The organism is Pseudobdellovibrionaceae bacterium (genome assembly GCA_019637875.1).
GTDB lineage: Bacteria > Bdellovibrionota > Bdellovibrionia > Bdellovibrionales > Bdellovibrionaceae > JAHBUW01.
This window is the reverse complement of the sequence record JAHBUW010000001.1, coordinates 296520-317595: the sequence shown is the minus strand read 5'-3', so window position 1 is coordinate 317595 and position 21076 is coordinate 296520. Positions and strand designations below refer to the sequence as shown.

The following is a 21076-nucleotide window of genomic DNA, read 5'->3' as shown; positions in this document are numbered from 1 at the left end:
GAGGCCCTAAACTGGAGTCTGAGGGCACCGGGGTTTTCCGATGGGGGAAAAATGCCAATGAATTCGTATTCGGCGCGCAAAGCCCGAATTTCCGATGATCAGACGACAACCAAAACGGAGTCGTCCGTGACCGTCCACGCGCCGGAAGAGCGCACCGAAATCACCGAGATTACGATTCGCGTGCGTCCCGCGTCGCCTCCCCATGCCGCAAACCTCAATGAGTTCGATGTCAGCCAATTGCGCGCCGAGGCTTCCGAGGCCGTGCGCGTCGAGGCTTTGGTCAAGGACTTCGTCGACTCGGCGGGACCGCGCCGACGGATCGCTCCTCGTTACGCGAAAGAGCTGAGCGTCGTCGTTTACTGCAAAAATCGCAGCTTCCGCACCAGCACGCTGAACATCAGCGTGGGCGGCGCGAAATTCCGCGACGCGCTTCCGACGGAATTTCAATACGGTAAAATCGAGATCCTCTTCATCGACGAGGATTCGCAGCAGAAGCAGTACATGATGTTTAAAGGTGAAGCCGTCACGAACTCGGGTCCCAGTGACCGCGTGAAATTCGTCAGCGCCGCGCAGAACGTGCAAGACGCGCTTTATGAGCTGCTGAAAACTCTCGATCCGAAACTGATTGTGGCTTAATCCACTTGCGAGCGCGGGCTTAGCCCTGCTGGTTGACCTTCAACAAGGTCGCCACGGTCTTGCGTAGCTTGTCGATGTCGAAGGGCTTCTTGATGTAATCATCGGCGCCGATATCGAAGGCTTGCTTCATATCTTCATCGGACGTTTTCCCCGACACGAACACGAGCGGGATCGACTTCAGGTCCCGGTGGTCTTTCAAGAGCTGCGCGAGCTCAAAGCCGTTCATCCACGGCAATCCCACGTCCATCAAAATCAGATCCGGAGGGACGTCATCGAGCGCCACCGAAAGCTCGGGGCCGTCGGCCGCGAGCTTTACGACGTAACCGTCGGCATCGAAGATCCGTTTCAGGGATTTGCGCATGGTCTCGTCGTCTTCAATGACGAGAATGACTTTAGGTTCGGCCTTCTTTTTCAGATCGCGGAACGAATCAAGTTCAACGACGGGGCTGGAGAGCATGCGCGAGCGCGTGATTTTTTCGATCTTGCTGACCAGGTCCGCGGTGTTGATCTTTTTCTTCGCCATTAATGATTGGCCTCCAGCCAACGTTCCACGTCGATCGCCGCCATACAGCCGGTTCCCGCCGCGGTAATCGCCTGACGGTACACGCTGTCTTGAACGTCGCCCGCCGCGAAAACCCCGGGAATATTCGTGTAGGAGCTTCCGGGTTTCGTCTTAATGTACCCGACTTCATCCAGCTCGATCACGTCTTTAAACAGATCGGTCGAGGGTTTATGACCAATGGCCAAGAACAGACCTTGGACCGGCATTTCCCGCTGGGTGCCGTTCGCGGTGTCACGCAGGACCAGACCATTCACGCCACGATCGTCACCCTTCACTTCGGTGACTTCGGTATTGTAGTGAATCTTGATCTGCGGATTCGCGAACGTACGCTCGGCCATGATCTTCGATGCGCGGAAGGTATCGCGACGGTGCAGCAGATGTACGGTCTTCGCAAAGCGAGTCAGGAAGTTTGCTTCCTCCATCGCCGTATCGCCGCCGCCGACAACCGCGACCTCCACGTCTTTGAAAAACGCGCCGTCGCAGGTCGCACAGGCCGAAACGCCGCGGTTCATGTATTTGCGCTCGGACTCGAGGCCCAGGTATTTCGCCTTCGCGCCCGTCGAGATGATGATGCTCTTCGTGAAGTAGGTGTGTTTCCCCGCCGTCACTTTGAACGGACGCTGCGAGAAATCGACCGCGGTCACGTTGCGGGTCATGAAGCGGGTGCCGAAACGCTCGGCCTGCTTACGCATGACCTCGATGAGCGCCGGACCGGTCACGCCGTGTTCGAAGCCGGGATAATTTTCGACCTCCGTGGTGGTCATCAACTGGCCGCCCGCCTCTTCGCCTTCGATCATCAGCGGATTCAGACGCGCTCGCGCCGTGTAGACCGCCGCGGTCAATCCCGCCGGGCCCGAGCCGATGATGATTACGTTTTCAACTTTGTCCGCTGCGTTCGAAGTCGCGTCTGCCATGAAACACCCCAATTTGAATGGGGGGCAGGTTATCAGGCTTTCCGCGTGCGATCACCCGGAACCCCCGCATGACGCGGTTACCAATAGGTGGCGTGAACCGTGACGTCGCCCTGCACTTCGCATTGGCAACTGATGCGGACTCCCTTTTTGAGCTCGTAACGCTCCGCCAGGAACTCCTCGAGCTCGTTGGGACGATTCAGATTCTCCATGCCCTCATGCACTTGCATGCGGCACTTCGCGCAGACGCCCTCACCGTCGCAGCTGGAGGCCACCGGTTGCCCGGCGTCAATCAATGCGGTCATGAGATTGGTCCCCGCGGGGACCTCGATGATTTTGTCGGGATTTTTCAGCAGGCGGATTCTCGGCATCGTCGCCTTTCCGGGCGGCTTAGGGGCGCTTCCATCTCGCATAGTAGATCGGAAGCCCTTGGCGCGCGAAGAGATTTTCGAACTGCGTGCGCACGAGTCCAGTCGAAGCCGGATCTTTGTGCCAGTCCTCCGAGTATTGCAGAAGCTCGTAAGGCGACTCTTCGAAATGCTTCACGGCCCAGCGGAAATACTCTTCGCTGTCGGTTTTCAGCTCGAACTCCGAACCCGGGCGCTGGAGCTTTTCGTACACCTTCACCATGCGCTCGTTGACCATGCGGTTTTTCGGTTTGCGCGGAGTCGTCCACGGATCCGGGAAGTGCATGAAAATGTGATTGAGCTCGCCCTCGGCGAAAATGGTGTCGATGTTGAACGCATGGGCGCGGCAGATGCGGCCGTTCTCTAGCCCCAGGCGACGCGCGCCACGGATGGTTTGAATCAGCGGCTTGAATTTCAGCTCCAGGCCAACGAGCGAACGCTTCGGCTCTTTCTGACAACGGTTGCGAAAGTTGACGCCATTGCCGGTGCCGATCTCCAAATCGACAGGCGCGTCCGCCGCGATCTTGAAAATCTGCGAACGCCATTGGCCTTGATTCAACGGCGCACGCTCTTCATTGAACGCATAGTCGCGGTACTCGTTTTCGAGCGCGATCGTATACTGATTGTGATGGCGCAGCTGACTGACCTTCACGATCTGGGGCCGACGAAACTCGTTCCCATCTGCGACCTCAAAAACGTCCGCCAATTCCGCATCCCGGCTGTTCAAATCCATGGCAAAGTCTTTAAAGCGCAGCCCCAACCCCGTCAAGCCCGCGTCAGGTACCATGTACCGCGTGCGGTACGTGGTACCATCTACCCTGCTCAGCAGGGTAGATGGTACCCTATCCGGCTTTGCGGCCGGAGGTGGTGGTGGATTCGGCGGGGGCCTCGAAGGGCATTTGGCGGACGCAGTTGCGGCCCGCGTGTTTGGCTTGGTAGAGCGCCATATCGGCGGCGCGGACGAGGGAGCGGGGGTCCACGCCGGCTTGGCCCGGGTGGGTGATCGCGAAGCCCAGGCTGGCCGTGCGGTACATGGAGTCCGGGCCGCTGACGAAGTGGTGTTTCGCGATGGTTTTGCGCAGACGTTCGCAAAATTTACTGGTTCCTTCGGCGTCGGTTTCGGTCAACACGATCAGGAATTCGTCGCCGCCGTAGCGGGCACCGATATCCAAAGAGCGGATCGACTGACGAATGATCGCGCCGACTTCGCTCAAAACGAACGAACCGAACAGATGATCGTGGCCATCGTTCACGGATTTGAAATGATCCATATCGAGCATCACGACCGCGACTTGGCGGTTGTAACGACGACCGCGCTCAAGCTCAACTTCCAGGCGCTGAAAGAGTGAGCGCATATTGAAAAGTCCGGTCAGATCGTCGGTATCGACGAGCTCTTTCAGACGCTCATTCGCCGAGCGGAGTTGATCGTGCAGATCCTTGTTCCGAATCTGCGCCCGCACGCGCGCGAGCAGCTCCAAAGGATCGAAAGGTTTCGCCACGTAGTCGTCGGCGCCCGCATCCAAACCCTCGATGACCGCCTCGCTCGAAGCGTCGCCCGACATGAAGATGATCGAAACGTAGCTGAGTTTGCGGCGCAGATCGCGAATGACCTCAAGCCCGTTCATCTGCGGCATGTTGCGCTCGAGAACGATGAGATCCGGCTCCCAATTTTGAATGAGCTCGAGGGCCTCTTTGCCCGAAGGTGTGCGTTGGACGGCAAAGCCTTCCCAACTGAGTGCCTCCGAGATAATTTCAAGGCTATCGGGGTCGTTATCGACGACCAGAATCCGACGTACCTTGCGAACCGCTTCCTGCATGAAATTCCTTGCCTTATCCATATTTTACGACAAAATTTCGGCTTTCCGCGAGTCGGGTTTTTCGAACGTAGAGGCGGCTTCCCAGGAGGCGAAATGGCTTATCCCCACAACGAGATCGATTCTAAATGGCAAAAGGTCTGGGCCGACCAAGAGGCCTTCAAGACGAAGAACCAGTCGGATAAGCCGAAGTACTACGCGCTCGATATGTTTCCTTATCCGTCGGGGTCCGGTCTCCACGTGGGACACTTGGCCTCCTACACCCCGACCGACATCATCTCGCGCTACAAACGCGTGCGCGGTTTCAACGTTTTGCACCCGATGGGCTACGACGCTTTCGGTCTGCCGGCCGAGCAGTACGCGATCCAAACCGGCATCCACCCGGCGATCACGACGCAAAAAGCGATCGAGAATTTCCGCCGTCAGTTGCAGAGCTTCGGTTACAGCTTCGATTGGTCGCGCGAGATTTCGACCGCCGATCCGAAGTACTACCACTGGACGCAGTTCATTTTCCTGAAGCTCTACGAAAAGGGACTCGCCTACCAAAAAGAAGTGCCGGTGAACTGGTGTCCCGCACTGAAGACGGTGCTGGCGAACGAAGAGGTCGTCGACGGCAAATCCGAGCGGGGCGGTCACCCCGTCATCCGCATGCCCATGAAGCAGTGGATGCTGAAGATCACCGACTACGCCGAGCGCCTGCTGGCCGATCTGGACAAGATCGACTGGCCCGAGCGCACGAAGGAAGGCCAGCGCAACTGGATCGGTAAATCCGAAGGCGCGCTCGTCGACTTCGCCGTCGACGGATCCCAGGAAGACAAAGTGAAAGTCTTCACCACCCGCCCCGACACCCTGTTCGGCGTGAGCTTCATGGTGCTCGCCCCCGAACACCCGCTGGTCGCGAAGATCACGACCGCCGCGCACAAAGCGCAAGTCGACGAGTACGTGAAGGTCTCGGCCTCAAAATCCGAAGTCGACCGCAAAGCCGCGACCGAGAAGACCGGCGTCTTCACCGGCGCGCACGTGATTCATCCCTTCAGCGGCAAACAAATTCCCGTGTGGATCAGCGACTACGTCCTGATGGATTACGGTACCGGCGCGATCATGGCCGTCCCCGGCCACGACGAGCGCGACTTCGAATTCGCGCACAAATTCGGCCTGCCCGTTCACCGCGTCCTCGATGGAGGCGATTTGCCGTTCACCGGCGACGGTACGCTCGTGAATTCGGATTTCCTGAACGGCCTCGCGAAAGAGGCGGCGATCACCCGAGCGGTCGCGGAAATTCAAAAACGCGGACTCGGCGAGCGCCAGGTGCAGTACAAACTGCGCGACTGGTTGTTTTCGCGCCAACGCTATTGGGGCGAGCCCATCCCCATGTTGCACACCAAAGACGGCCTGAAACCCGTGCCCACGGCGGAGCTCCCCGTGGTGCTCCCGGAAGTCGCGGACTACGAACCCTCGGATAAAGGCGAAGCCCCCCTCGCGAAAGTGAAGGACTGGGTCGAAGTCGGCGCGGGCGTCTTACGTGAAACCGACACCATGCCGGGGTCCGCGGGAAGCTCGTGGTACTTCCTGCGCTACGCGGATCCGCAAAACAACTCGGCACCGTTCAGCTTCGAAGCGCAGAAGTACTGGATGCCCGTGGATTTGTACGTCGGCGGCGCCGAACACACCGTGGGGCATTTGCTGTACGCGCGTTTCTGGCAAAAGGTGCTTTTCGACGCGGGCCTTGTTTCGCACGATGAGCCCATCCAAAAACTCTTCCACCAAGGTTTGGTCCTAGGCCCCGACGGCGAGAAAATGTCCAAATCTCGCGGCAACGTCATCAACCCCGACGACGTTCGCGCGAGCTTCGGCGCAGATGCCGTCCGTCTGTACATCTGCTTCATGGGTCCCACCGACAAGGACAAGCCCTGGGCGACGAACGGGATCGACGGCGTGAAGCGCTTCCTGGATCGTTTGTGGCGTTTGGCCGTCAGCGAAGACGGTCAATTGTCAGCGTTGGATCAGGAATTGCCCGCGGACGTGGAAAAGCTCCTGCACAAAACGATCAAGAAGGTCACCGAGGACATCGAGATCCTGAGCTACAACACCGCGATCTCGGCCATGATGATTTTCGTGAACGAGCTGTACAAACAGAACCTGCGTCCCAAAGCGGCCCTGCGCACGCTGTCGCAGCTGCTGATGCCGCTCGGCCCGCACATCGCCGAGGAGCTCTGGTCGCGCCTGGGCGGTGAAGGACTCGTCTCGCTGGCGCCGTGGCCCACCTACGATCCCGCAAAGACCGTGGACAACACGGCCGTCGTGGGCGTGCAGGTGAACGGCAAGATGCGCGGCACGGTGGAGCTGGCGCTCGACGCCTCGGAGGAAGAGGCCGTCAAAGCCGCGCTGGCCGTGGCTTCGGTCGCGGCCGCGGTGAACGGCCAGCCCTTGAAAAAGATCATTTACAAAGCCGGAAAAATCGTTAATTTGATCGCCTGATTCATATTTAGTCAGCCGCTTGAAGCGGCTGACTTTTATAATGGGAGGCGATCAGAACGATGGAACAAACCCGCAGTTCATCCGGCGAGTGGTCTAAGCAGCAGAGCGAAGAAGTCTACGGAATCAACGCTTGGGGCGAAGGTTACTTTCGCATTAACGACTCCGGGAATGTCGCCGTCCACAACAGCGGCGCGGCCGATGCCCCCAGCGTCGACCTTCATGAACTGACGCAAGATCTGCTCGACCGCGGAATCCGCGTACCGATCATGATCCGCTTCCCCGACATCCTCAAAGCCCGCGTCGATCTGATCAACGACTGCTTCGGGAAAGCCATCGCCGACCACAGCTACAAGGGTTACTACGCGGGCGTTTACCCCGTGAAAGTGAACCAGCAGCGCCACCTCGTCGAAGAGCTCGTGAAACGCGGATCCTCGCGTCGCCTGGGTCTGGAGTGCGGTTCAAAACCCGAACTCCTGATCGTTCTCGCCATGGCGAAAAACAACGACTCGCTGATCATCTGCAACGGCTTCAAAGACACCGAGTACATCGAGACCGCGATCCTGTCGCAGAAGATCGGTAAACACACCATCATCGTCGTCGATCGCTACGAAGAGCTGATCCTGATCGTCAACGCGGCGAAAAAGTTGAATGCGAAACCGCACATCGGCTTCCGCATGAAGCTGAATTCGCAAGGCGCGGGCAAATGGGTGGATTCGAGCGGCGCCCGTTCGAAGTTCGGTTTGACCACCGTCGAAGTCGTCGAAGGCATCGAGTACCTGCGCAAAGAGAACATGCTCGACTGCCTGGAGCTCGTTCACTTCCACATCGGTTCGCAGATCCCCGCCATCACGAGCATCAAGTCCTCGCTCAAAGAAGGCGTGCGCTTCTTCACCGAGATCTACAATATGGGCGCGAATGGCCTCAGATTCATCGACGTCGGCGGCGGCCTGGGCGTCGATTACGACGGGACCGGAAACTCCGACAGCTCGATCAACTACTCGGAACAAGAGTACGCGAACGACGTCGTCTCGGCCTTGCAAGCGGCTTGTGACGAGCGCAACATCCCGCACCCGAACATCGTGACCGAATCGGGACGTTTCCTGACCGCGCATCACTCGGTGCTCGTCTTCAACGTCCTCGGCGTCAATAACCTGAGCCGTAAAGAGCCCCCGCGTCCCGCGACCAAAGCGGATCATCCCGTGCTGCAAGACATGCAGTACATCCACGAGAAGCTGAATCCCGATAACTTGAACGAGTGCTTCAACGACTTGAGCCAATCGCGCCAAGAGGCGATGCAACTGTTCACTTACGGCGTTTTGAATCTTCAACAGCGCGCGTGGTGCGAAAGCATGTACTTCGCCATCGCGACGAAGATGATCAAACTCGCGCAGAAATCCGATGACGGCGAAGAGATCGTCCAGGCGCTCTCGGACGAGATGTGCGACACCTACTTCTGCAACTTCTCGGTGTTCCAGTCGATCCCCGATAGCTGGGCCGTAGGTCAGATGTTCCCCGTGATGCCGATCCACCGTTTGCTCGAAGAGCCCTCACGTCAGTGCACGCTCGCCGACCTAACCTGCGACTCGGACGGTAAACTCGAAAAGTTCATCGACACCGAAACCGGTAAAACCCGTCGCACCCTGACCGTGCACCCCTATGTGGAAGGCAAGCCCTACTACCTGGCGGTCTTCCTGACGGGCGCGTACCAAGAGATCTTGGGCGACTTGCACAACCTCTTCGGCGACACCGATGCGGTTCACGTGTCCGTGACCAACACCGGCTATACGCTGGATCACTTCGTCCCCGGCGACACCGTCACCGAGGTTCTGAGTTACGTTCAGTACACGCAGACCCATATGGTCGAAGCCATTCGTAATTCGTGCGAGGAAAGCATCCAAAAAGGCACCTTGACGAAAACCGAGGCGAAGCTTCTGATCAAGCACTACGAAGAAGGTCTTGCGGGCTACACTTACCTCGAAGATCCGGAATAAAGGGAGAGTCACGATGAGCACATGCAGCTGCGGCCGAGCCAAGTCCTTCAAAGACTGTTGCGAACCCCTCATGAAGGGTGACGCGACGGCGGACAGCCCGGAAACCCTCATGCGCTCGCGCTACTCGGCCTTCGTTCACAAAGACATCGATTATCTTTACGAGAGCCTGGATCCCCAGGCTCGCCACGACTGGGATCCCAAATCGACCGAAGAATGGGCGAACAACGCCGAATTCACCGGTCTTGAGATCATCAAAGCCACCGACGAAGGCAACAAAGGCAGCGTGGAATTCAAGGCCCGCTTCAAAATGCCGACCGAACCCGGCGGCGCCCCCGTCGAACACGTCCATCACGAAATCTCGAAATTCCGCAAACAAGGCGGCGTCTGGTACTTCCGCGACGGTCGCGTGATCGAGGAAAAGCCGAAGGCGGGTCAATAAGCCCGAGCCGAAGGCTCGCCAATAAACCAGAACCGAAGGCGAACTACGGCGTTTCCGCCGCGAAGCCGAAATAAGGCCAAACGATCAGTCGCTTGTTCTTAAGGCCCGGCGCGATCGACTTCCCGACGCCATCATCCAGGGTAAAGCCCACGGCGAGCGCGGGCATCAAGCTCAATCGCACATCCGACGCGGTCGTCATCCGACCGCCGCGCGCGTTCTTACAAACCATCTGGAGTCCTTCGACGAAGGCATGGGTCCGCTCCATCACCCTGACCCCCACACGCACGAGCGCGGTCGCCGCCGGGTCCGGATTTTCGCACAAGATCTTCAAATCTTCCGCCGAGCCTTGGGCTCCCATCAGCTGAAAGAAGTAAGTGGAATTCCGGTAGTCGACTCGACGGTAAGTGATACCTTGGATCTCGACGATGCTTTCTTTCGTGAAGGACTTCGCCTCGGGGCTCAACATATAGCCGAGGTCTCCCGACGGGGACTCGGCCCCCGCGAGAGGGAAAATGAAAACCGCCGTCAAAAAACAAACCGCGCGTAGAAATCTCATCGTCAGACTGCTAAAGACTACGGACAGCGCTTGAAAACCAAGGGTTTCTTCACGCTGGATTCGATTTTCCAGTGCAGTTCCGTAACGGCTCCTTTGGCATCGCGCTCGAACGCGACGATCTTGCCGTCATTGTACTGACCGCGCACCGAGAAGCGGTCCGCCCCCACGGGGTAGATCGTCGAACGCAGCACCGACAAAGTCAGCATCAGCTCGTCCGTCTTCGGTCCACGTTGAACCGTCGCCGCCGGATAGGCGGGATGACAGAACGACCCCAGATACTCAGTGATCTCCGACGTCAAAGCGACTTGGGGCGGATCCGGATAAAGATCCACGGCCTTTTCGAACTGCTCTTCCGCCATCTTCGCGGTGTCGCGGACGAAATCTTTGAGCGGCATATTCTGGATATGTTGCCAGATCCGTAGCGCGACCGCCTGGGGTTGCACGATCGAGGCATTCATCAAAACGACGACGCCCAAACCTTTCGAAGGCATCAACGACACGTTCGCCGCGAAACCGTCGATCCCTCCGTCGTGAGTCAGCAGCTGATCGCCGCCGAAATCCGTCGAGCCCCAACCGAGCGCATAGGTGTTCGGCCCACCCATCACCGCGGTTCCACGATGCGATTCACGCAGACCCTCCGGCGACAAGATCATCTGCCCGTGCAGCGAGCCGCCGCTCAGGTGGAAACGCACCCACTGGGCCATGTCGTCGAGATTCGAAAAAATTCCGCCGGCGGGATTCATCGGCGCGATGTCGTAGAACGGCACCGCGTTCACGCCGAGGCTTCCGACCTCGTAAGGAAGCGCGTAATCGCCGAAGCGGCGCACGTCGGCGACCGACATGACGGTCGAATGCATCCGGAGCGGGATAAAAAGACGCGTGCGCATGAGCTGTTCCCAGGACTCGCCCGTCACTTTTTCGGTGACGAGGCCCGCGGTCGTCCACATCCAGTTGTTATAAATGAATTCCGTCCGCGGCGCCGCGCCCATCTCGAGCGAGGGGATCTTCGCAAACAGCGACTCCCGCGTTTCGCCGGCGCGGTGGTACCAAGCCAAGTCGTGACGGCCCACACCCGTTTGGTGGGTCATCAGATCCCGCAAGGTGATATGCGATGAATAGCGTACGTCCGAGACCGCGAAATCCGGGCGATACTTTTGTACGACATCGTCGATATGGAGACGGCCCTGCTCTTGAAGCTGCATGGCCAGCACGCCCGTGAACGCCTTCGATGTCGAACCGATGGCGTACAAAGTCTTCGAAGTGATCGGGAGCTTTTTCACGACGTCACGATGACCGAGAGTGATTTGCCAGATGGCGCCCTGACGGTCGATCAGCTGAACCGCGATATTCGGCAGGCGGTATTCATTCATCACGCCTTGCAGATACTGTTCAAATTCGGGTTTCCACGACGACAAAGCATCGGCATCCGCCTGAAAGGGCGGCTTCTCGTTCAAGAACTGATTCGTATTGAGCGTCTGGAGCTGATGAAGCGCGCGCTCCGCCACGAGGTCGTTCGCCGAAGCTCCGGCCCCCACAAGCAGCGCAAGCCCCAACACCAAGCCCCGTGCGAAGGCTCCGCGACCCGCGAAGCCCGAGGTTTTTTTCAGTTGGAGTTTTTTCGATGTCATCGAGAGTTCCTCCCCTAAATCATAGAGCGGTGGACTAGGCGTCCCAGACTGCGCGTCCCAGACTGCGCGTCCCAGACTGCGCGTCCCCGACTACGCGTCCCGACCCGCCGCCGGTGCCGAGGGACCGGCCCCCGCCGCTGTCACGGTCTTCTGCTGAACCGCGGGTTTCGGAATTTTGATTTTACCGATGTAAGTCCGCGAATCGTAAGCATCACGGATCGCCTGACCGATCAGGATCAACGCCGTCATCGTGATGACCAAGGCGCCGCAAGGAGCCCACACCAGCCACTCGGCGACGGTGAAGTACTTCTGCGCCTGCGCCATCAGCTCACCCCAGCTGGGCGTCGGCGCTTGCAGCCCGAAGCCCAGGAAGTCGAGGATCGCCAGCGAGTAGATGTTCGCCGCGATGATGAACGGCGAGAACGTCACGATGGGCGTCAGTCCGTTCGGCAAGATATGTTTGAAGATGATCTGACGATCGGTCGCACCCAAAGCGCGCGCGGCCTCGACGAAATCACGACGGCGCAGCTGCAGGAACTGCCCCCGCATCTGGTGGAAGATCCCCGTCCAGTCGAAGAAGACCGTAAACCCGATCAGCAAACCCAAACTCGGTGAAAAGATGGAGATCAAGGTGATCAGCAAAAGCAGAACGGGAGTCGTCTCGATAACCTCAACCACGCGGCTGAACACGATGTCGTGTTTGCCACCGTAGAAGCCCGAAACCGCGCCGGCGATCACGCCGACCACGTACGACAGAAACCACACGCCCAGGGCGAAGCCCAGCGAGTAACGGAAGCCGTAAAGCAGACGCGAGAACACGTCCCGACCGCGATCGTCCGTCCCGAACCAGTTGGTCGAGGTCGGCGGTGAAGGATAATTGTCCACGTGGGAATTCGACTCGTAGGCGTCCCACTGCACGATCGGCCATGCGGCCCAGTCGTTTTCGCCGAACTCCAACGCTCGGTAATCCGTGCGGAACGAACCGTCGATTCCGAAGACCGTGGGGTGGTAATCCTTCAGAACGGGGAAATAGAGCGACCCGTGGTATTTCATCACGATCGGACGATTGTTCGCCCAGAACTCGGCCGTGAAACTGAAGAAGGTGATCAAGAGCAGAACCCAAACCGAAATCACGGCCGAGGTGCTGTTCTTGAACCGGCGCCAACGCTTCAAACTCAAATCGTTGCGAATCAGCTTCTCGATCATTTGAAATCAATCCTCGGGTCAACCAGCACGTAGATCAGATCGCTCAACAGACGGCCCAACATCAGGGTCACGGACGACAAAAAGATGATCGCCATGATGACGTTGTAATCGCGCGCGAGCAGCGAGGTGTAAGACAAGCGACCGATTCCGTCCAATTGGAAGACGTTCTCCAAAATGAACGAGCCGGTCAAAAAGACGCCCAAGAAACCGCCCATTCCCGTCGCGATCGGGATCAAAGCGTTGCGCAAGGCGTGTTTGAAAAGAACCTTTTTCTCGCGCAGGCCTTTCGAGCGCGCGAAACGGATATAATCCATGCTCATGACATCCAACATCGAGTTGCGCATGAGCTGCGTCAGCACGGTGAATCCCCCCGCCAGATAGCAGGTCAGCGGCAACACCATGTGAATAAAGCGGTCGTAAATTTTCTCGCTCAAGGTCATGTCGAAATAGTTATCCGAGAACAGCCCCCCGATGGGGAACCAGTCGTAGTAACTTCCGCCCCCGAAGAAGACGATCAACATGATCGACAACACGAGCGAAGGGACCGCGTAAAGGACCGTCAGGACGAAACTGGAGCCGAAGTCGAAGGCCGTCCCCGCCTTCACCGCTCGGGCGACCCCTAGGGGAATACAAATCAAATAGGTCAGAAAAAACGTCGCGATCCCGAACTGTAGCGAGACCGGAAACTTACTGACGATGACGTCGATCACGGGCTCTTCGTAAGTGAAGCTGTTGCCGAAATCGAGTTTCGAAAGGTTTTTGAGCCAGATGCCGTAACGAACGTAAACGGGTTTATCGAATCCGTAGTGCCGCTTCAGATCTTCGATGACCTCTTGATTGAGGCCGACGTTCCCGCGCGTATTGGACGCGCCTTCACCACCGCCAAAGCGCATGGCCTGGATCTTCTGCTCAATCGGCGAACCTGGCGCCAGATTCAGAATGAAGAAGGAAATCAGCGTGATCCCGAAAAACGTCGGAATCATCAAAAGCAATCGACGCAGAATGAATGTTTTCAAACTGGAGAACCCCTAAACCCAAGTCACGTCACCGCTTCGCGATCGACGAACCCCAAAACAGAGCGGCAGTCCCTGCCCAAGAACGGACGCGGGGTTCAACCTAAACCCCGCGCGAAAAGAACAGCTTACTTCTGCTTGGTCCACCAGTACGAGTGGCCGACTTCGTACTTGAAGGTATCACCCGGTTTTTCAACTTTGTTCGAGTTCGCATAGAACGCGAATTTGTCGTTGAACAGGAACGCGTAGGGAGCGTCGTCCGCGATCATCTCGTAGACGTTACGGAGCATTCCGATGCGCTTTTTCTTGTCCGGCTCCATACGAGCTTTGTCGATCAGCTCATCGACTTTCGGATTTTTGTAATAGATGAAGTTCGATCCGCCGGGAACCGCGCTGGCCGAGTGCCAGATCTGCTTGGGATCCCAGTCCGCCGAACCCGACCAAGCCAGGGCCACCGCTTCGAAGTTACCGTCATCCAGCATCTTCAAGAACGAGTTCCACTCGAGATACTTGATCTCCATGTCGACGCCGGCTTTTTTCATGTCCTCTTTGTAGAGAGTCCAATACTTCTCGGCATCTTTGTTGGCGTGGATCAGCGAGAACCGGAAGTTCTGCACTTTGCCGTCGACGGTCTTGTCCAAGATGCCGTCTTTGTTCGAATCTTTCCAACCCGCTTTCGCGAGCAGCTCTTGCGCCTTCTTCACGTCGAAGGGGATCGCTTTCGTTTTGGGCGAAGCGTACTCCGACTGCTGGTACACGGGGCCCGTTGCGGGGAGCGAGTAACCGTAGCGGAATTTCTTGTTCATCTCGTCGCGGTTCATCAGGTGAGCCAAGGCGACGCGAGTGTTTTTATCTTGGAACAAAGGATTACGCAGGTTCCAGCCGACGAAACCGAAGCCTTTGGGCGCCGAGTTTTCGACTTTGAACTTGAAGACCGACTTGCCCCAGGGCTCGCCCGTCGCTTTTTTCTCGAAGAATTCGGGAGTCAGGGGTTCGAGATCGAGGTCACCCTTCTTCGCCATCTCCAGCGAAACGGCATCTTCTTTCACGAAGCGCAGAACAACGGTTTCGAAGTTGTTCGAACCTTTCCACTCGGGAGTGTTGAAGCCGTACCATTTGTCGTAGCGCTTCAGGACGATGCGCTGACCGCGGTCGAAACGATCCAGGCGGTAGGGGCCCGAACCGACGAGTTCACGAGTCATTTTCTTCGACTTGTCGACATCGCCGTAAACGTGTTTGGGGAGGATGGTCAGCTCGGCCATCGCGATGAAGTTTTGGAAGTACGTGTTCTTCAGAGTGAACTTCACAGTTTGCGCATCGACGACTTCCACTTTTTCGATGCCTTCGTAGTAAACTTGCTTCTCGGCCGCGCCGTAAGCCTTTTCGAAGATCGCATCGAACGAGAACTTCACGTCTTCCGCGGTGACGGGCTTACCGTCATGGAAGGTCAGATCTTTGCGGAGTATGAAGGTATAGACCTTGCCGTCCTTCGAAACGTCCCACTTTTCAGCCATGCGGGGCTTGTATTCGAAAGTTTGGGGATCGCGTGAAGCCAGAGTGTCCATGACGTAGTTCTGGACATCGCTCGCGTAGACATCGGTCGACATGACCGGATGCAGCGTCGGCGGTTCGCCTTTGAGGTTGCGTGTGAATTGGCCGCCCACCGGGGCCTTCTCATTCGGGACAGCGGCTTGAGCAGCGGATCCCGCGACCATCAAACCCAGAATCGTGAACAGAACAGTTTTCCGAAACGCGGTAGCGCGCACCATAAAGGTCCTCCCTTAAGATGCGTGCAATCTGGGTCATTAGCTTTGAAGAATCAAGGCTTAGAGCGCGGACTCCAGCCCATGGCGCATCGCGCTTAAACGAAACCCATGGGCTGTTCTAAGAATCGGTTATGAGCGGGCGTACTTCTTGTTCATCGACTCGCGGATTTCCGCGCCCTCGATGCTCAAGCGTGTCCAGGGGATGGCACGAAGACGTTCGTGCTCGATGTATTCTTCGGTCTCTTCGCAGATTCCGAAACCACCGCTTTCAATGCGGCTGAGGGCTGCTTCGATTTCAGTCAGCTGAAAACGAAGGCGCTCGTGCATCGACAGAAACTCCGCTTCAGCCAGAACGCGGACGGTCTGGTCAGCTTCGTCGCCGCCTTTGTCTTCTTGATGGAGATCACTGCGCGATTCCTTCACGCGGTTGAGCAGATCCATCTTTGCGGTCAGCAATTTGGTACGGCACTCTTTAATGAGCGTTTCCGGTATCTGTTGCATAAACTCCCCTCCTTGATCCATGCACAGTTTCTTTACTTTTTGTGAAGCACACCTGGACCATGGCCCGTAAGGTTTCCCTTATCGGCAGCCCCCTGAAAAACTTGAGTCCCCCTCAATTTTTCAAGCGACCCGGGTGCCCGCTTCTTCAGTCCCTGAGCCACTTTGCGGTCGTTCGCCCCTTTCCGTTGGAGCTTCATTTCCGCGTGGACCCATTTTGGAACTGGCTTATATAAAAGCAATCGATCTGAACTTACAACACAATTCTTACAGGACCTTAAACCAGGTTTTCTTGGGTGATTTCGCTGACTGCTCACGATGTGGCGCAGAAACTGAGAAAAGCTTGTCCCTAAAGCGATTCAAGGCCGAGACAGGCTAAAACAGGTTCTGTTTCTCTCTGTCTTTCAGCTTACAACGCGTTGTGTTCGGACGCGAGGGCCTCGACCTTTTCCGGACGAAAGCAGGTCGAGGTTTGCGGCGAGTTTAGGATCCCTCGAAGCTCACGCGGGTTTTACGCAAGGGTTTCCAGATGTGATCGATCGAGATCCAGGCCTTCTCGCCATCTTCGTCCTCGATCTGCGTCCATCCCTCTTCCCCTCCGAGATCGAGAAACGCCATATAGCGATCCGCAAGTCCAAGTTGAGACGCCTGGAAGCTCTTCCCCGGGCCTTGGCGAAGACGCGAAAGCTGCACGCGGACGACGACGCAGGTTTTCGCGGTCGTGACCTCGCTGCGGGAAACCCAGTGGGTCTGCCCGTCGACGTCTTTGACTTCAAGGAAAGCGCCTTGGCGTTTACCCGTGCCCTGCAAAGGCATGTGGCGCGGGACACGCCAGCTGGTGGCGGCTTTCGCGCTCGCGGTCTTCTTCAGGCGCGCGCCCGACTTCGTCACGCAGTACGCCTGCGCGAAGGCGAAGCTCGCGCAGAAGAGCGACAAAAGAAAAACGAGAATGACCCGGGCCCGGAGCATAACTTCTCATCGGCACGGGCAAGGTCGGGGAACAGTCGAGGTTTCGTAAGAAACCGAGCCTTGGCCAGTCGAGGTTTCGTCAGAAACCGCGCCCGGCTATTGGTGGGTCGGCGCGAGCGAAAGGCTGGGTCCGGTCGATTCCAGACACTGGGCCACTTGGTCCAGGAGGGCGCCCGAAGACGTCTCAAAACGTCCCACCAGATTCGCCTCACGTTGACCATGAGCGCGGAACGCATCGGCCGACTGCGTGAGCGAAGCGTAGTCGCCTTTCTTGAGCGTGCCTTTACGTTTTTGGAATTGCGCAGAGTATAGATCGAGGGTTTCCGCGAGGGTTTCGTTCTTTTGCACGAAGCCCCGCATGAGGGACGATTGGGCGTTCTGGAACGCCCGCAGCTCTTTCACCAGCGCCCGGCAGTCCGAAGCCTTCGGCGCCACCAAGGGTACGCTCGCGTGCCCTTCATTCCCCCAAAGCCCCGCGATCAGAATGCCGAGAACCAAAATCTCTCTCATGCCTAGACTCCCCATCACCCGCGGCCTGTCGACATTGTAGACAAGCCTGAAATTTCCCCTGGGAAGACCCCGCTTTTATCGCTGGAATCGTCCCGCCCGCAGGGGGAATAGCGAAAGGGGTGCCAAAGTTTGGCACTATTGAACGGTATCTGGAGAAGAGCCGGAATCCACCATGGGCGCGGACACCGAGGGATTCGGCATCCGCTCGAGGATCTTGCACGCGTTGGGCGCGTCGTTGGCCAACTTCACTTGGTTAAGGTAATTGTCCAAATTACGTGTCGGATAAGTGAACATCAGCGGCGGCGCACTCCCCGCCTTCGCGTCGTCCTCGATCAGCTTGCGGATTTTATCGAAGTTCTCTTTTTCGAAACAGTAGTTGTTCACGAGGTGCATTTGCAGCGCCTGTTTCTTGCGCCCGAAACGTTCACAGCGCGAAATCCCCTGGATCAGCTGCGGCTCGCCGTCGCTGCCGGGCGCGAGTTTGTTGCGCAGACTCGCCGAGACGGGAACCGTCGAGATCTCGCCGGTTTTCATGTACTGGTCTTCGTCGAACTTCACCTGCGCGCCACCGAAATACATGACGAAGGCGCGGCGGTGGTTCAACACGTCGGGCGCGTTCTCGGGAACCCCGTGGGTCATCGGGATCGGCGTGACGTGTCCGGTATGGGTGTCGACGACGAGCAGCTCACCCGGTCCGCGCGTACGGCCCAGCTTCGACATGAAGATGTAACGCGGGCTTTTGTCCGTGCGCGTGTCGATGTTCTTCAGCGCCTGCAGGAAGGCGCCCCGGTGGACACCCTGGTTCTCGATTTGTGCGATCTTGTTCGAGCACGCGGCGTTGGGATCGCCGGCGGCAAAAACGGAAATCGGTAAAAGCAAAAGCGAGAGCCACCATCCACGTTTCATGGGCCGTCCTTATTCCACGCCGTCAGCGGGCGCGCTCTCGGTCGCATTCGTCGGCGCGACGGGCATCTGCGCGAGCGTCTTACAGACGTCGGGCGTATCGTTCGCAAGCTTCACTTGGTTCAAATAATTATTCAGATTGCGAGTCGGATAAGTGAACATCACGACGCTGGGTTTGGGCGTCGCGGTCGAAGTTCTTTGCTCAGCTTTCAACAAATTGAAAAGCTGATCGACGTCTTTCGGCTCCATACACGGATCGTTCAAGCTGGGAATCGCGCGCTTCGGATTGTTGCGAAAGCGCTCTGAACACTTCAGCAGCACTTGGTTACCACCGGGACGATCGCCGCGCGCCGCCAGCTTGTTCTTCAAGCTGGGCGAGATGACTTCCGTTTTGATGCGGTGATATTTGCGGAAGTCCTCTTCGTCGAAGCGCAACTGTTGCCCGCCGAAGTAGGTCGTTTCGTGCGCTTCTTTATTCAATATCTCGCCGTGGTTTTCGGGAAAGCCGTGCCACATCTTGAAGGTACGCACCTGTCCCGTCTGCGTATCGACCAAGTGCATTTCCCCTTCGCGTTGGCGACCGAGGTGCGCCATCAGCACGTAACGCGAAGGCGTGTCGTAACTGCGCACGTTTTTCAGCGCCTGCAGGAAAGCGCCGCGGTTCACGCCTTGGCGTTCGAGCACGGCCAACTTGTCTTCACAAGCCAAGGGGGTTTCCGCCGCGAAAGAGGCGACCGGGAGCAAAATCGTCAGAATCGAAAAAAGGTATTTCATGTCCAAATTGTCGCCCGCGCGGGTCTTTTTCCGCAAGTCGAGCGCTGGTTTGAGCCTAGACCAAAGTAACGTCCTTCATCCGTGAAAAGACCGCGAAATGTCGGTCGGGGGCCTCGCTTTCGAAACTCGACCCCGTTATTCTGAAAGCGCTGTCGTTCGGGAGGCCTTTTGGAGGACTCCCATGTTTGCGTTCTGTCGTGTCGTCGTCATCGCCCTGCTCTTTTCACCGCTCGCCGCCATGGCCGGCGAAAACTGCTCGGACGCCTATGACAAATCCGGCTTTTTCGATTTCCGCCAGGCGTGTTTCAAACACGACGTCTGCTATTCTGAAGCCGGGCTTCTGGGCTTCAAACGCGACGAGTGCGATACGCGCTTCCTTCGGGAAATGCGCGCCAGCTGCGCGGGCCGCAGCTTCGTCTGCAACTCGACCGCGCACGTCTACTACCTTGCCGTCCGGCAAGGCGCGGGCGACTCATTCGACGCCGCCCAAAAGAAATCCGACAAGATCCGCGCGCTGATCAAAGCGAACAAAGACAAAAAGATGCAGCAGCTCTTGAAAACCCGCCGCTCGGGGCAAGACGCCTATATGAAAATCACGAAGGCCTGCCTGCAACAAGGGGTCGAGATGAAACGCTGTATGAAGGAACGGGAAAAAATCAAAGTTCCGGATTATCCGTTCGAGTACAACCTGGGCGGCTGCAACCTGCTGGGCATCAACTGGGTGAAAGGGCACCGCGAACAGAACGCCAAAAAGATGGCGAACCTCACGGGCCTTTCAGAGAACCAAATTTTGAACGGTGGAAACGGGGATATCTGTGAAGACAGATACCCCCAAAAATCGAACTAGCTGACCGCCGTGATCTCGAGCTCTTCTTCCCCGCGCGGGGTTTTGACGATGACGAAGTCACCGACCTTCGCGCGAAGAAGGGCTTTCCCCACGGGCGAGATCCAGCTGATCTTGCCGTTCTTCGCGTCGGTTTCGTCCACGCCCACCAGTTGGTAGCGGTGCTCGTCTTCTTCCTCGTCCTTCACGGTGACGGTCGAGCCGAAGAACACGCGTCCGTCCTCTTTTTGCGGACGTTCGATAATCACGGCCGTTTCGAGCCGTGCTTTCATCAACTGTAAACGATGGTCGACTTCGCGCAGGCGCACCTCGTCGGTCGCGCGATCGGACGCCGCCAGCAGCTCGTGCTCGGCGCCCAGCTGACGGACCTGCGTCTGCAGGTGCTCATAACCTTGGCGGGTGATGTAATTGTCGGTGCCGGTGTTCAGATCGCGAGGTTGAAAGAAAACCTCTTGGACCGGGACTTCTTCTTCAGTGAATGCTTTGCTCATAGAACCTCCCGCCTCCTGGGAAATGATCTCCAAGGAGTAACCGCGAATCTGGGTGCAAATTCGCGGCTGGCAAGGTCTGTGACTTTTTTCCGCGGCGCCCGTTTTAGAGGCGGCGGTAAACGACGGCGAGCGAGTCGCCCTGCGGGCAGGGGCCGCCGTAGCCGATGGGTCCCACGGTGACGGTCAGGCGATTGCCGCGCAATTGGTAAGGGTTCACGACCGTGCCGCGGAAGCGATCCGGCGAACAGGTCGAGACCTGCTTCATGATGTGCAGGGTGATTTGTCCGCGGCGCACTTCGTAGTCGCCCGCCGAATAACCGATGCAGCCTTGAACGTCGCTGAACGAACGGAACTCGCCGTTGCGGAACATCAGCTCCATGGTGTCGCGACCGGGAACGAAAGCGTCGCGCACGGGCGCGCCCGAGTAGCAGTAGCGATTTTGAATTTCCCAGCTCCCCTCGATGGTGGGCTTGTCTTCGATGGGCATCTCTTGCTGATCGGGATTTCCGGCGGCGAACGCGGTCAGGCTCAAGCTCGCGAGCAGTGCAAACATCCATGCTTTCATGAGGCTCTCCTTGGAGTAGTCCGAGGCCCGCAAAGGCTTGCCCCGGAAGGCTTTAATGCCGAAAGCCTAGGCGTCCGCTTCGACTTTTGTCGAGGCCCAAGCGCCGACGCCCTGC

General features: G+C 57.7%; 22 protein-coding genes. 5 read left to right on the top strand and 17 right to left on the bottom strand.

Annotation, left to right across the window (positions count from 1 at the left end; all coding sequences use genetic code 11):
* Nucleotides 1-51 precede the first annotated feature (51 nt).
* A complete protein-coding gene (locus KF767_01650; GenBank protein MBX3016565.1) occupies nt 52-636 on the top strand; it encodes a PilZ domain-containing protein in 585 nt (194 codons plus the stop codon).
* Nucleotides 637-655: 19 nt separating this feature from the next.
* Here KF767_01650 and KF767_01645 read toward each other — a convergent pair whose 3' ends face one another.
* From KF767_01645 to KF767_01625, 5 genes are all read right to left on the bottom strand, one after another.
* Nucleotides 656-1159, bottom strand: a complete 504-nt coding sequence (locus KF767_01645) for a response regulator transcription factor (GenBank protein MBX3016564.1) — start codon at nt 1157-1159, stop codon at nt 656-658.
* Complete coding sequence (gene trxB, locus KF767_01640; protein ID MBX3016563.1) at nt 1159-2112, bottom strand: thioredoxin-disulfide reductase; 954 nt, start codon at nt 2110-2112, stop codon at nt 1159-1161. The genes KF767_01645 and trxB overlap by 1 nt, the downstream gene beginning before the upstream one ends.
* A gap of 77 nt (nt 2113-2189) precedes the next feature.
* Nucleotides 2190-2480 (bottom strand): 2Fe-2S iron-sulfur cluster binding domain-containing protein, encoded by a 291-nt coding sequence (locus KF767_01635; protein MBX3016562.1) that lies wholly within the window; start codon nt 2478-2480, stop codon nt 2190-2192.
* 19 nt (nt 2481-2499) lie between these two features.
* A complete protein-coding gene (locus tag KF767_01630; protein MBX3016561.1) occupies nt 2500-3249 on the bottom strand; it encodes a tRNA (guanine-N7)-methyltransferase in 750 nt (249 codons plus the stop codon).
* Between the two features lie 109 nt (nt 3250-3358).
* Nucleotides 3359-4333 (bottom strand): diguanylate cyclase, encoded by a 975-nt coding sequence (locus KF767_01625; protein MBX3016560.1) that lies wholly within the window; start codon nt 4331-4333, stop codon nt 3359-3361.
* Nucleotides 4334-4426: 93 nt separating this feature from the next.
* Between KF767_01625 and leuS the strand changes: the two genes are divergently transcribed.
* From leuS to KF767_01610, 3 genes are read left to right on the top strand one after another with little or no spacing between them, the layout of a single operon-like run.
* Nucleotides 4427-6808 (top strand): leucine--tRNA ligase, encoded by a 2382-nt coding sequence (leuS, locus tag KF767_01620; protein MBX3016559.1) that lies wholly within the window; start codon nt 4427-4429, stop codon nt 6806-6808.
* Between the two features lie 59 nt (nt 6809-6867).
* Nucleotides 6868-8799, top strand: a complete 1932-nt coding sequence (speA, locus tag KF767_01615; GenBank protein ID MBX3016558.1) for a biosynthetic arginine decarboxylase — start codon at nt 6868-6870, stop codon at nt 8797-8799.
* A 13-nt stretch (nt 8800-8812) separates the two neighbouring features.
* Nucleotides 8813-9238, top strand: a complete 426-nt coding sequence (locus KF767_01610; protein ID MBX3016557.1) for a hypothetical protein — start codon at nt 8813-8815, stop codon at nt 9236-9238.
* A gap of 43 nt (nt 9239-9281) precedes the next feature.
* Here KF767_01610 and KF767_01605 read toward each other — a convergent pair whose 3' ends face one another.
* From KF767_01605 to KF767_01560, 10 genes are all read right to left on the bottom strand, one after another.
* Complete coding sequence (locus tag KF767_01605; GenBank protein ID MBX3016556.1) at nt 9282-9794, bottom strand: hypothetical protein; 513 nt, start codon at nt 9792-9794, stop codon at nt 9282-9284.
* A gap of 17 nt (nt 9795-9811) precedes the next feature.
* Complete coding sequence (locus KF767_01600) at nt 9812-11422, bottom strand: serine hydrolase (protein ID MBX3016555.1); 1611 nt, start codon at nt 11420-11422, stop codon at nt 9812-9814.
* Between the two features lie 90 nt (nt 11423-11512).
* On the bottom strand, nt 11513-12628 hold the full coding sequence (locus KF767_01595) for an ABC transporter permease subunit (protein ID MBX3016554.1): 1116 nt from the start codon (nt 12626-12628) through the stop codon (nt 11513-11515).
* Nucleotides 12625-13611 (bottom strand): ABC transporter permease subunit, encoded by a 987-nt coding sequence (locus tag KF767_01590; protein MBX3016553.1) that lies wholly within the window; start codon nt 13609-13611, stop codon nt 12625-12627. Before KF767_01590 ends, KF767_01595 begins: the two co-directional genes overlap by 4 nt.
* A 158-nt stretch (nt 13612-13769) precedes the next feature.
* Entirely contained in the window at nt 13770-15356 is a 1587-nt protein-coding gene (locus KF767_01585; GenBank protein ID MBX3016552.1) for a peptide-binding protein, read from the bottom strand.
* A gap of 180 nt (nt 15357-15536) precedes the next feature.
* Nucleotides 15537-15929, bottom strand: coding sequence for a TraR/DksA family transcriptional regulator (locus KF767_01580; protein MBX3016551.1), 393 nt, complete (start codon nt 15927-15929; stop codon nt 15537-15539).
* A 459-nt stretch (nt 15930-16388) separates the two neighbouring features.
* Nucleotides 16389-16874, bottom strand: a complete 486-nt coding sequence (locus tag KF767_01575) for a hypothetical protein (GenBank protein MBX3016550.1) — start codon at nt 16872-16874, stop codon at nt 16389-16391.
* Between the two features lie 96 nt (nt 16875-16970).
* Nucleotides 16971-17384 (bottom strand): hypothetical protein, encoded by a 414-nt coding sequence (locus KF767_01570; protein ID MBX3016549.1) that lies wholly within the window; start codon nt 17382-17384, stop codon nt 16971-16973.
* A 135-nt stretch (nt 17385-17519) separates the two neighbouring features.
* The gene (locus KF767_01565; protein MBX3016548.1) at nt 17520-18290 is read right to left on the bottom strand and encodes a hypothetical protein; all 771 of its coding nucleotides are present in this window, start codon (nt 18288-18290) and stop codon (nt 17520-17522) included.
* A gap of 9 nt (nt 18291-18299) precedes the next feature.
* Nucleotides 18300-19061: a hypothetical protein gene (locus KF767_01560; GenBank protein ID MBX3016547.1), complete on the bottom strand. Its 762-nt coding sequence runs from the start codon at nt 19059-19061 to the stop codon at nt 18300-18302.
* Nucleotides 19062-19242: 181 nt separating this feature from the next.
* Between KF767_01560 and KF767_01555 the strand changes: the two genes are divergently transcribed.
* Entirely contained in the window at nt 19243-19908 is a 666-nt protein-coding gene (locus KF767_01555) for a hypothetical protein (GenBank protein MBX3016546.1), read from the top strand.
* Here KF767_01555 and KF767_01550 read toward each other — a convergent pair.
* Both KF767_01550 and KF767_01545 read right to left on the bottom strand, forming a co-directional pair.
* On the bottom strand, nt 19905-20396 hold the full coding sequence (locus KF767_01550; GenBank protein ID MBX3016545.1) for a GreA/GreB family elongation factor: 492 nt from the start codon (nt 20394-20396) through the stop codon (nt 19905-19907). The two genes, KF767_01555 and KF767_01550, sit on opposite strands and share 4 nt — an antisense overlap.
* A 103-nt stretch (nt 20397-20499) precedes the next feature.
* Nucleotides 20500-20961 (bottom strand): hypothetical protein, encoded by a 462-nt coding sequence (locus tag KF767_01545; GenBank protein ID MBX3016544.1) that lies wholly within the window; start codon nt 20959-20961, stop codon nt 20500-20502.
* Nucleotides 20962-21076 lie beyond the last annotated feature (115 nt).

Bases quoted from the DNA above. Each gene is read 5' to 3' on its own strand.
- KF767_01590 (MBX3016553.1), bottom strand. From the start codon at position 13,611: ATGATTCCGACGTTTTTCGGGATCACGCTGATTTCCTTCTTCATTCTG.
- KF767_01555 (MBX3016546.1), top strand. From the start codon at position 19,243: ATGTTTGCGTTCTGTCGTGTCGTCGTCATCGCCCTGCTCTTTTCACCG.
- KF767_01650 (MBX3016565.1), top strand. From the start codon at position 52: ATGCCAATGAATTCGTATTCGGCGCGCAAAGCCCGAATTTCCGATGAT.
- KF767_01605 (MBX3016556.1), bottom strand. From the start codon at position 9,794: ATGAGATTTCTACGCGCGGTTTGTTTTTTGACGGCGGTTTTCATTTTC.
- KF767_01550 (MBX3016545.1), bottom strand. From the start codon at position 20,396: ATGAGCAAAGCATTCACTGAAGAAGAAGTCCCGGTCCAAGAGGTTTTC.
- KF767_01645 (MBX3016564.1), bottom strand. From the start codon at position 1,159: ATGGCGAAGAAAAAGATCAACACCGCGGACCTGGTCAGCAAGATCGAA.
- KF767_01580 (MBX3016551.1), bottom strand. From the start codon at position 15,929: ATGGATCAAGGAGGGGAGTTTATGCAACAGATACCGGAAACGCTCATT.
- KF767_01545 (MBX3016544.1), bottom strand. From the start codon at position 20,961: ATGAAAGCATGGATGTTTGCACTGCTCGCGAGCTTGAGCCTGACCGCG.
- KF767_01585 (MBX3016552.1), bottom strand. From the start codon at position 15,356: ATGGTCGCGGGATCCGCTGCTCAAGCCGCTGTCCCGAATGAGAAGGCC.
- KF767_01575 (MBX3016550.1), bottom strand. From the start codon at position 16,874: ATGCTCCGGGCCCGGGTCATTCTCGTTTTTCTTTTGTCGCTCTTCTGC.
- KF767_01570 (MBX3016549.1), bottom strand. From the start codon at position 17,384: ATGAGAGAGATTTTGGTTCTCGGCATTCTGATCGCGGGGCTTTGGGGG.
- KF767_01565 (MBX3016548.1), bottom strand. From the start codon at position 18,290: ATGAAACGTGGATGGTGGCTCTCGCTTTTGCTTTTACCGATTTCCGTT.
- KF767_01625 (MBX3016560.1), bottom strand. From the start codon at position 4,333: ATGCAGGAAGCGGTTCGCAAGGTACGTCGGATTCTGGTCGTCGATAAC.
- trxB (MBX3016563.1), bottom strand. From the start codon at position 2,112: ATGGCAGACGCGACTTCGAACGCAGCGGACAAAGTTGAAAACGTAATC.
- speA (MBX3016558.1), top strand. From the start codon at position 6,868: ATGGAACAAACCCGCAGTTCATCCGGCGAGTGGTCTAAGCAGCAGAGC.
- KF767_01635 (MBX3016562.1), bottom strand. From the start codon at position 2,480: ATGCCGAGAATCCGCCTGCTGAAAAATCCCGACAAAATCATCGAGGTC.
- KF767_01600 (MBX3016555.1), bottom strand. From the start codon at position 11,422: ATGACATCGAAAAAACTCCAACTGAAAAAAACCTCGGGCTTCGCGGGT.
- KF767_01630 (MBX3016561.1), bottom strand. From the start codon at position 3,249: ATGGATTTGAACAGCCGGGATGCGGAATTGGCGGACGTTTTTGAGGTC.
- KF767_01595 (MBX3016554.1), bottom strand. From the start codon at position 12,628: ATGATCGAGAAGCTGATTCGCAACGATTTGAGTTTGAAGCGTTGGCGC.
- KF767_01610 (MBX3016557.1), top strand. From the start codon at position 8,813: ATGAGCACATGCAGCTGCGGCCGAGCCAAGTCCTTCAAAGACTGTTGC.
- leuS (MBX3016559.1), top strand. From the start codon at position 4,427: ATGGCTTATCCCCACAACGAGATCGATTCTAAATGGCAAAAGGTCTGG.
- KF767_01560 (MBX3016547.1), bottom strand. From the start codon at position 19,061: ATGAAATACCTTTTTTCGATTCTGACGATTTTGCTCCCGGTCGCCTCT.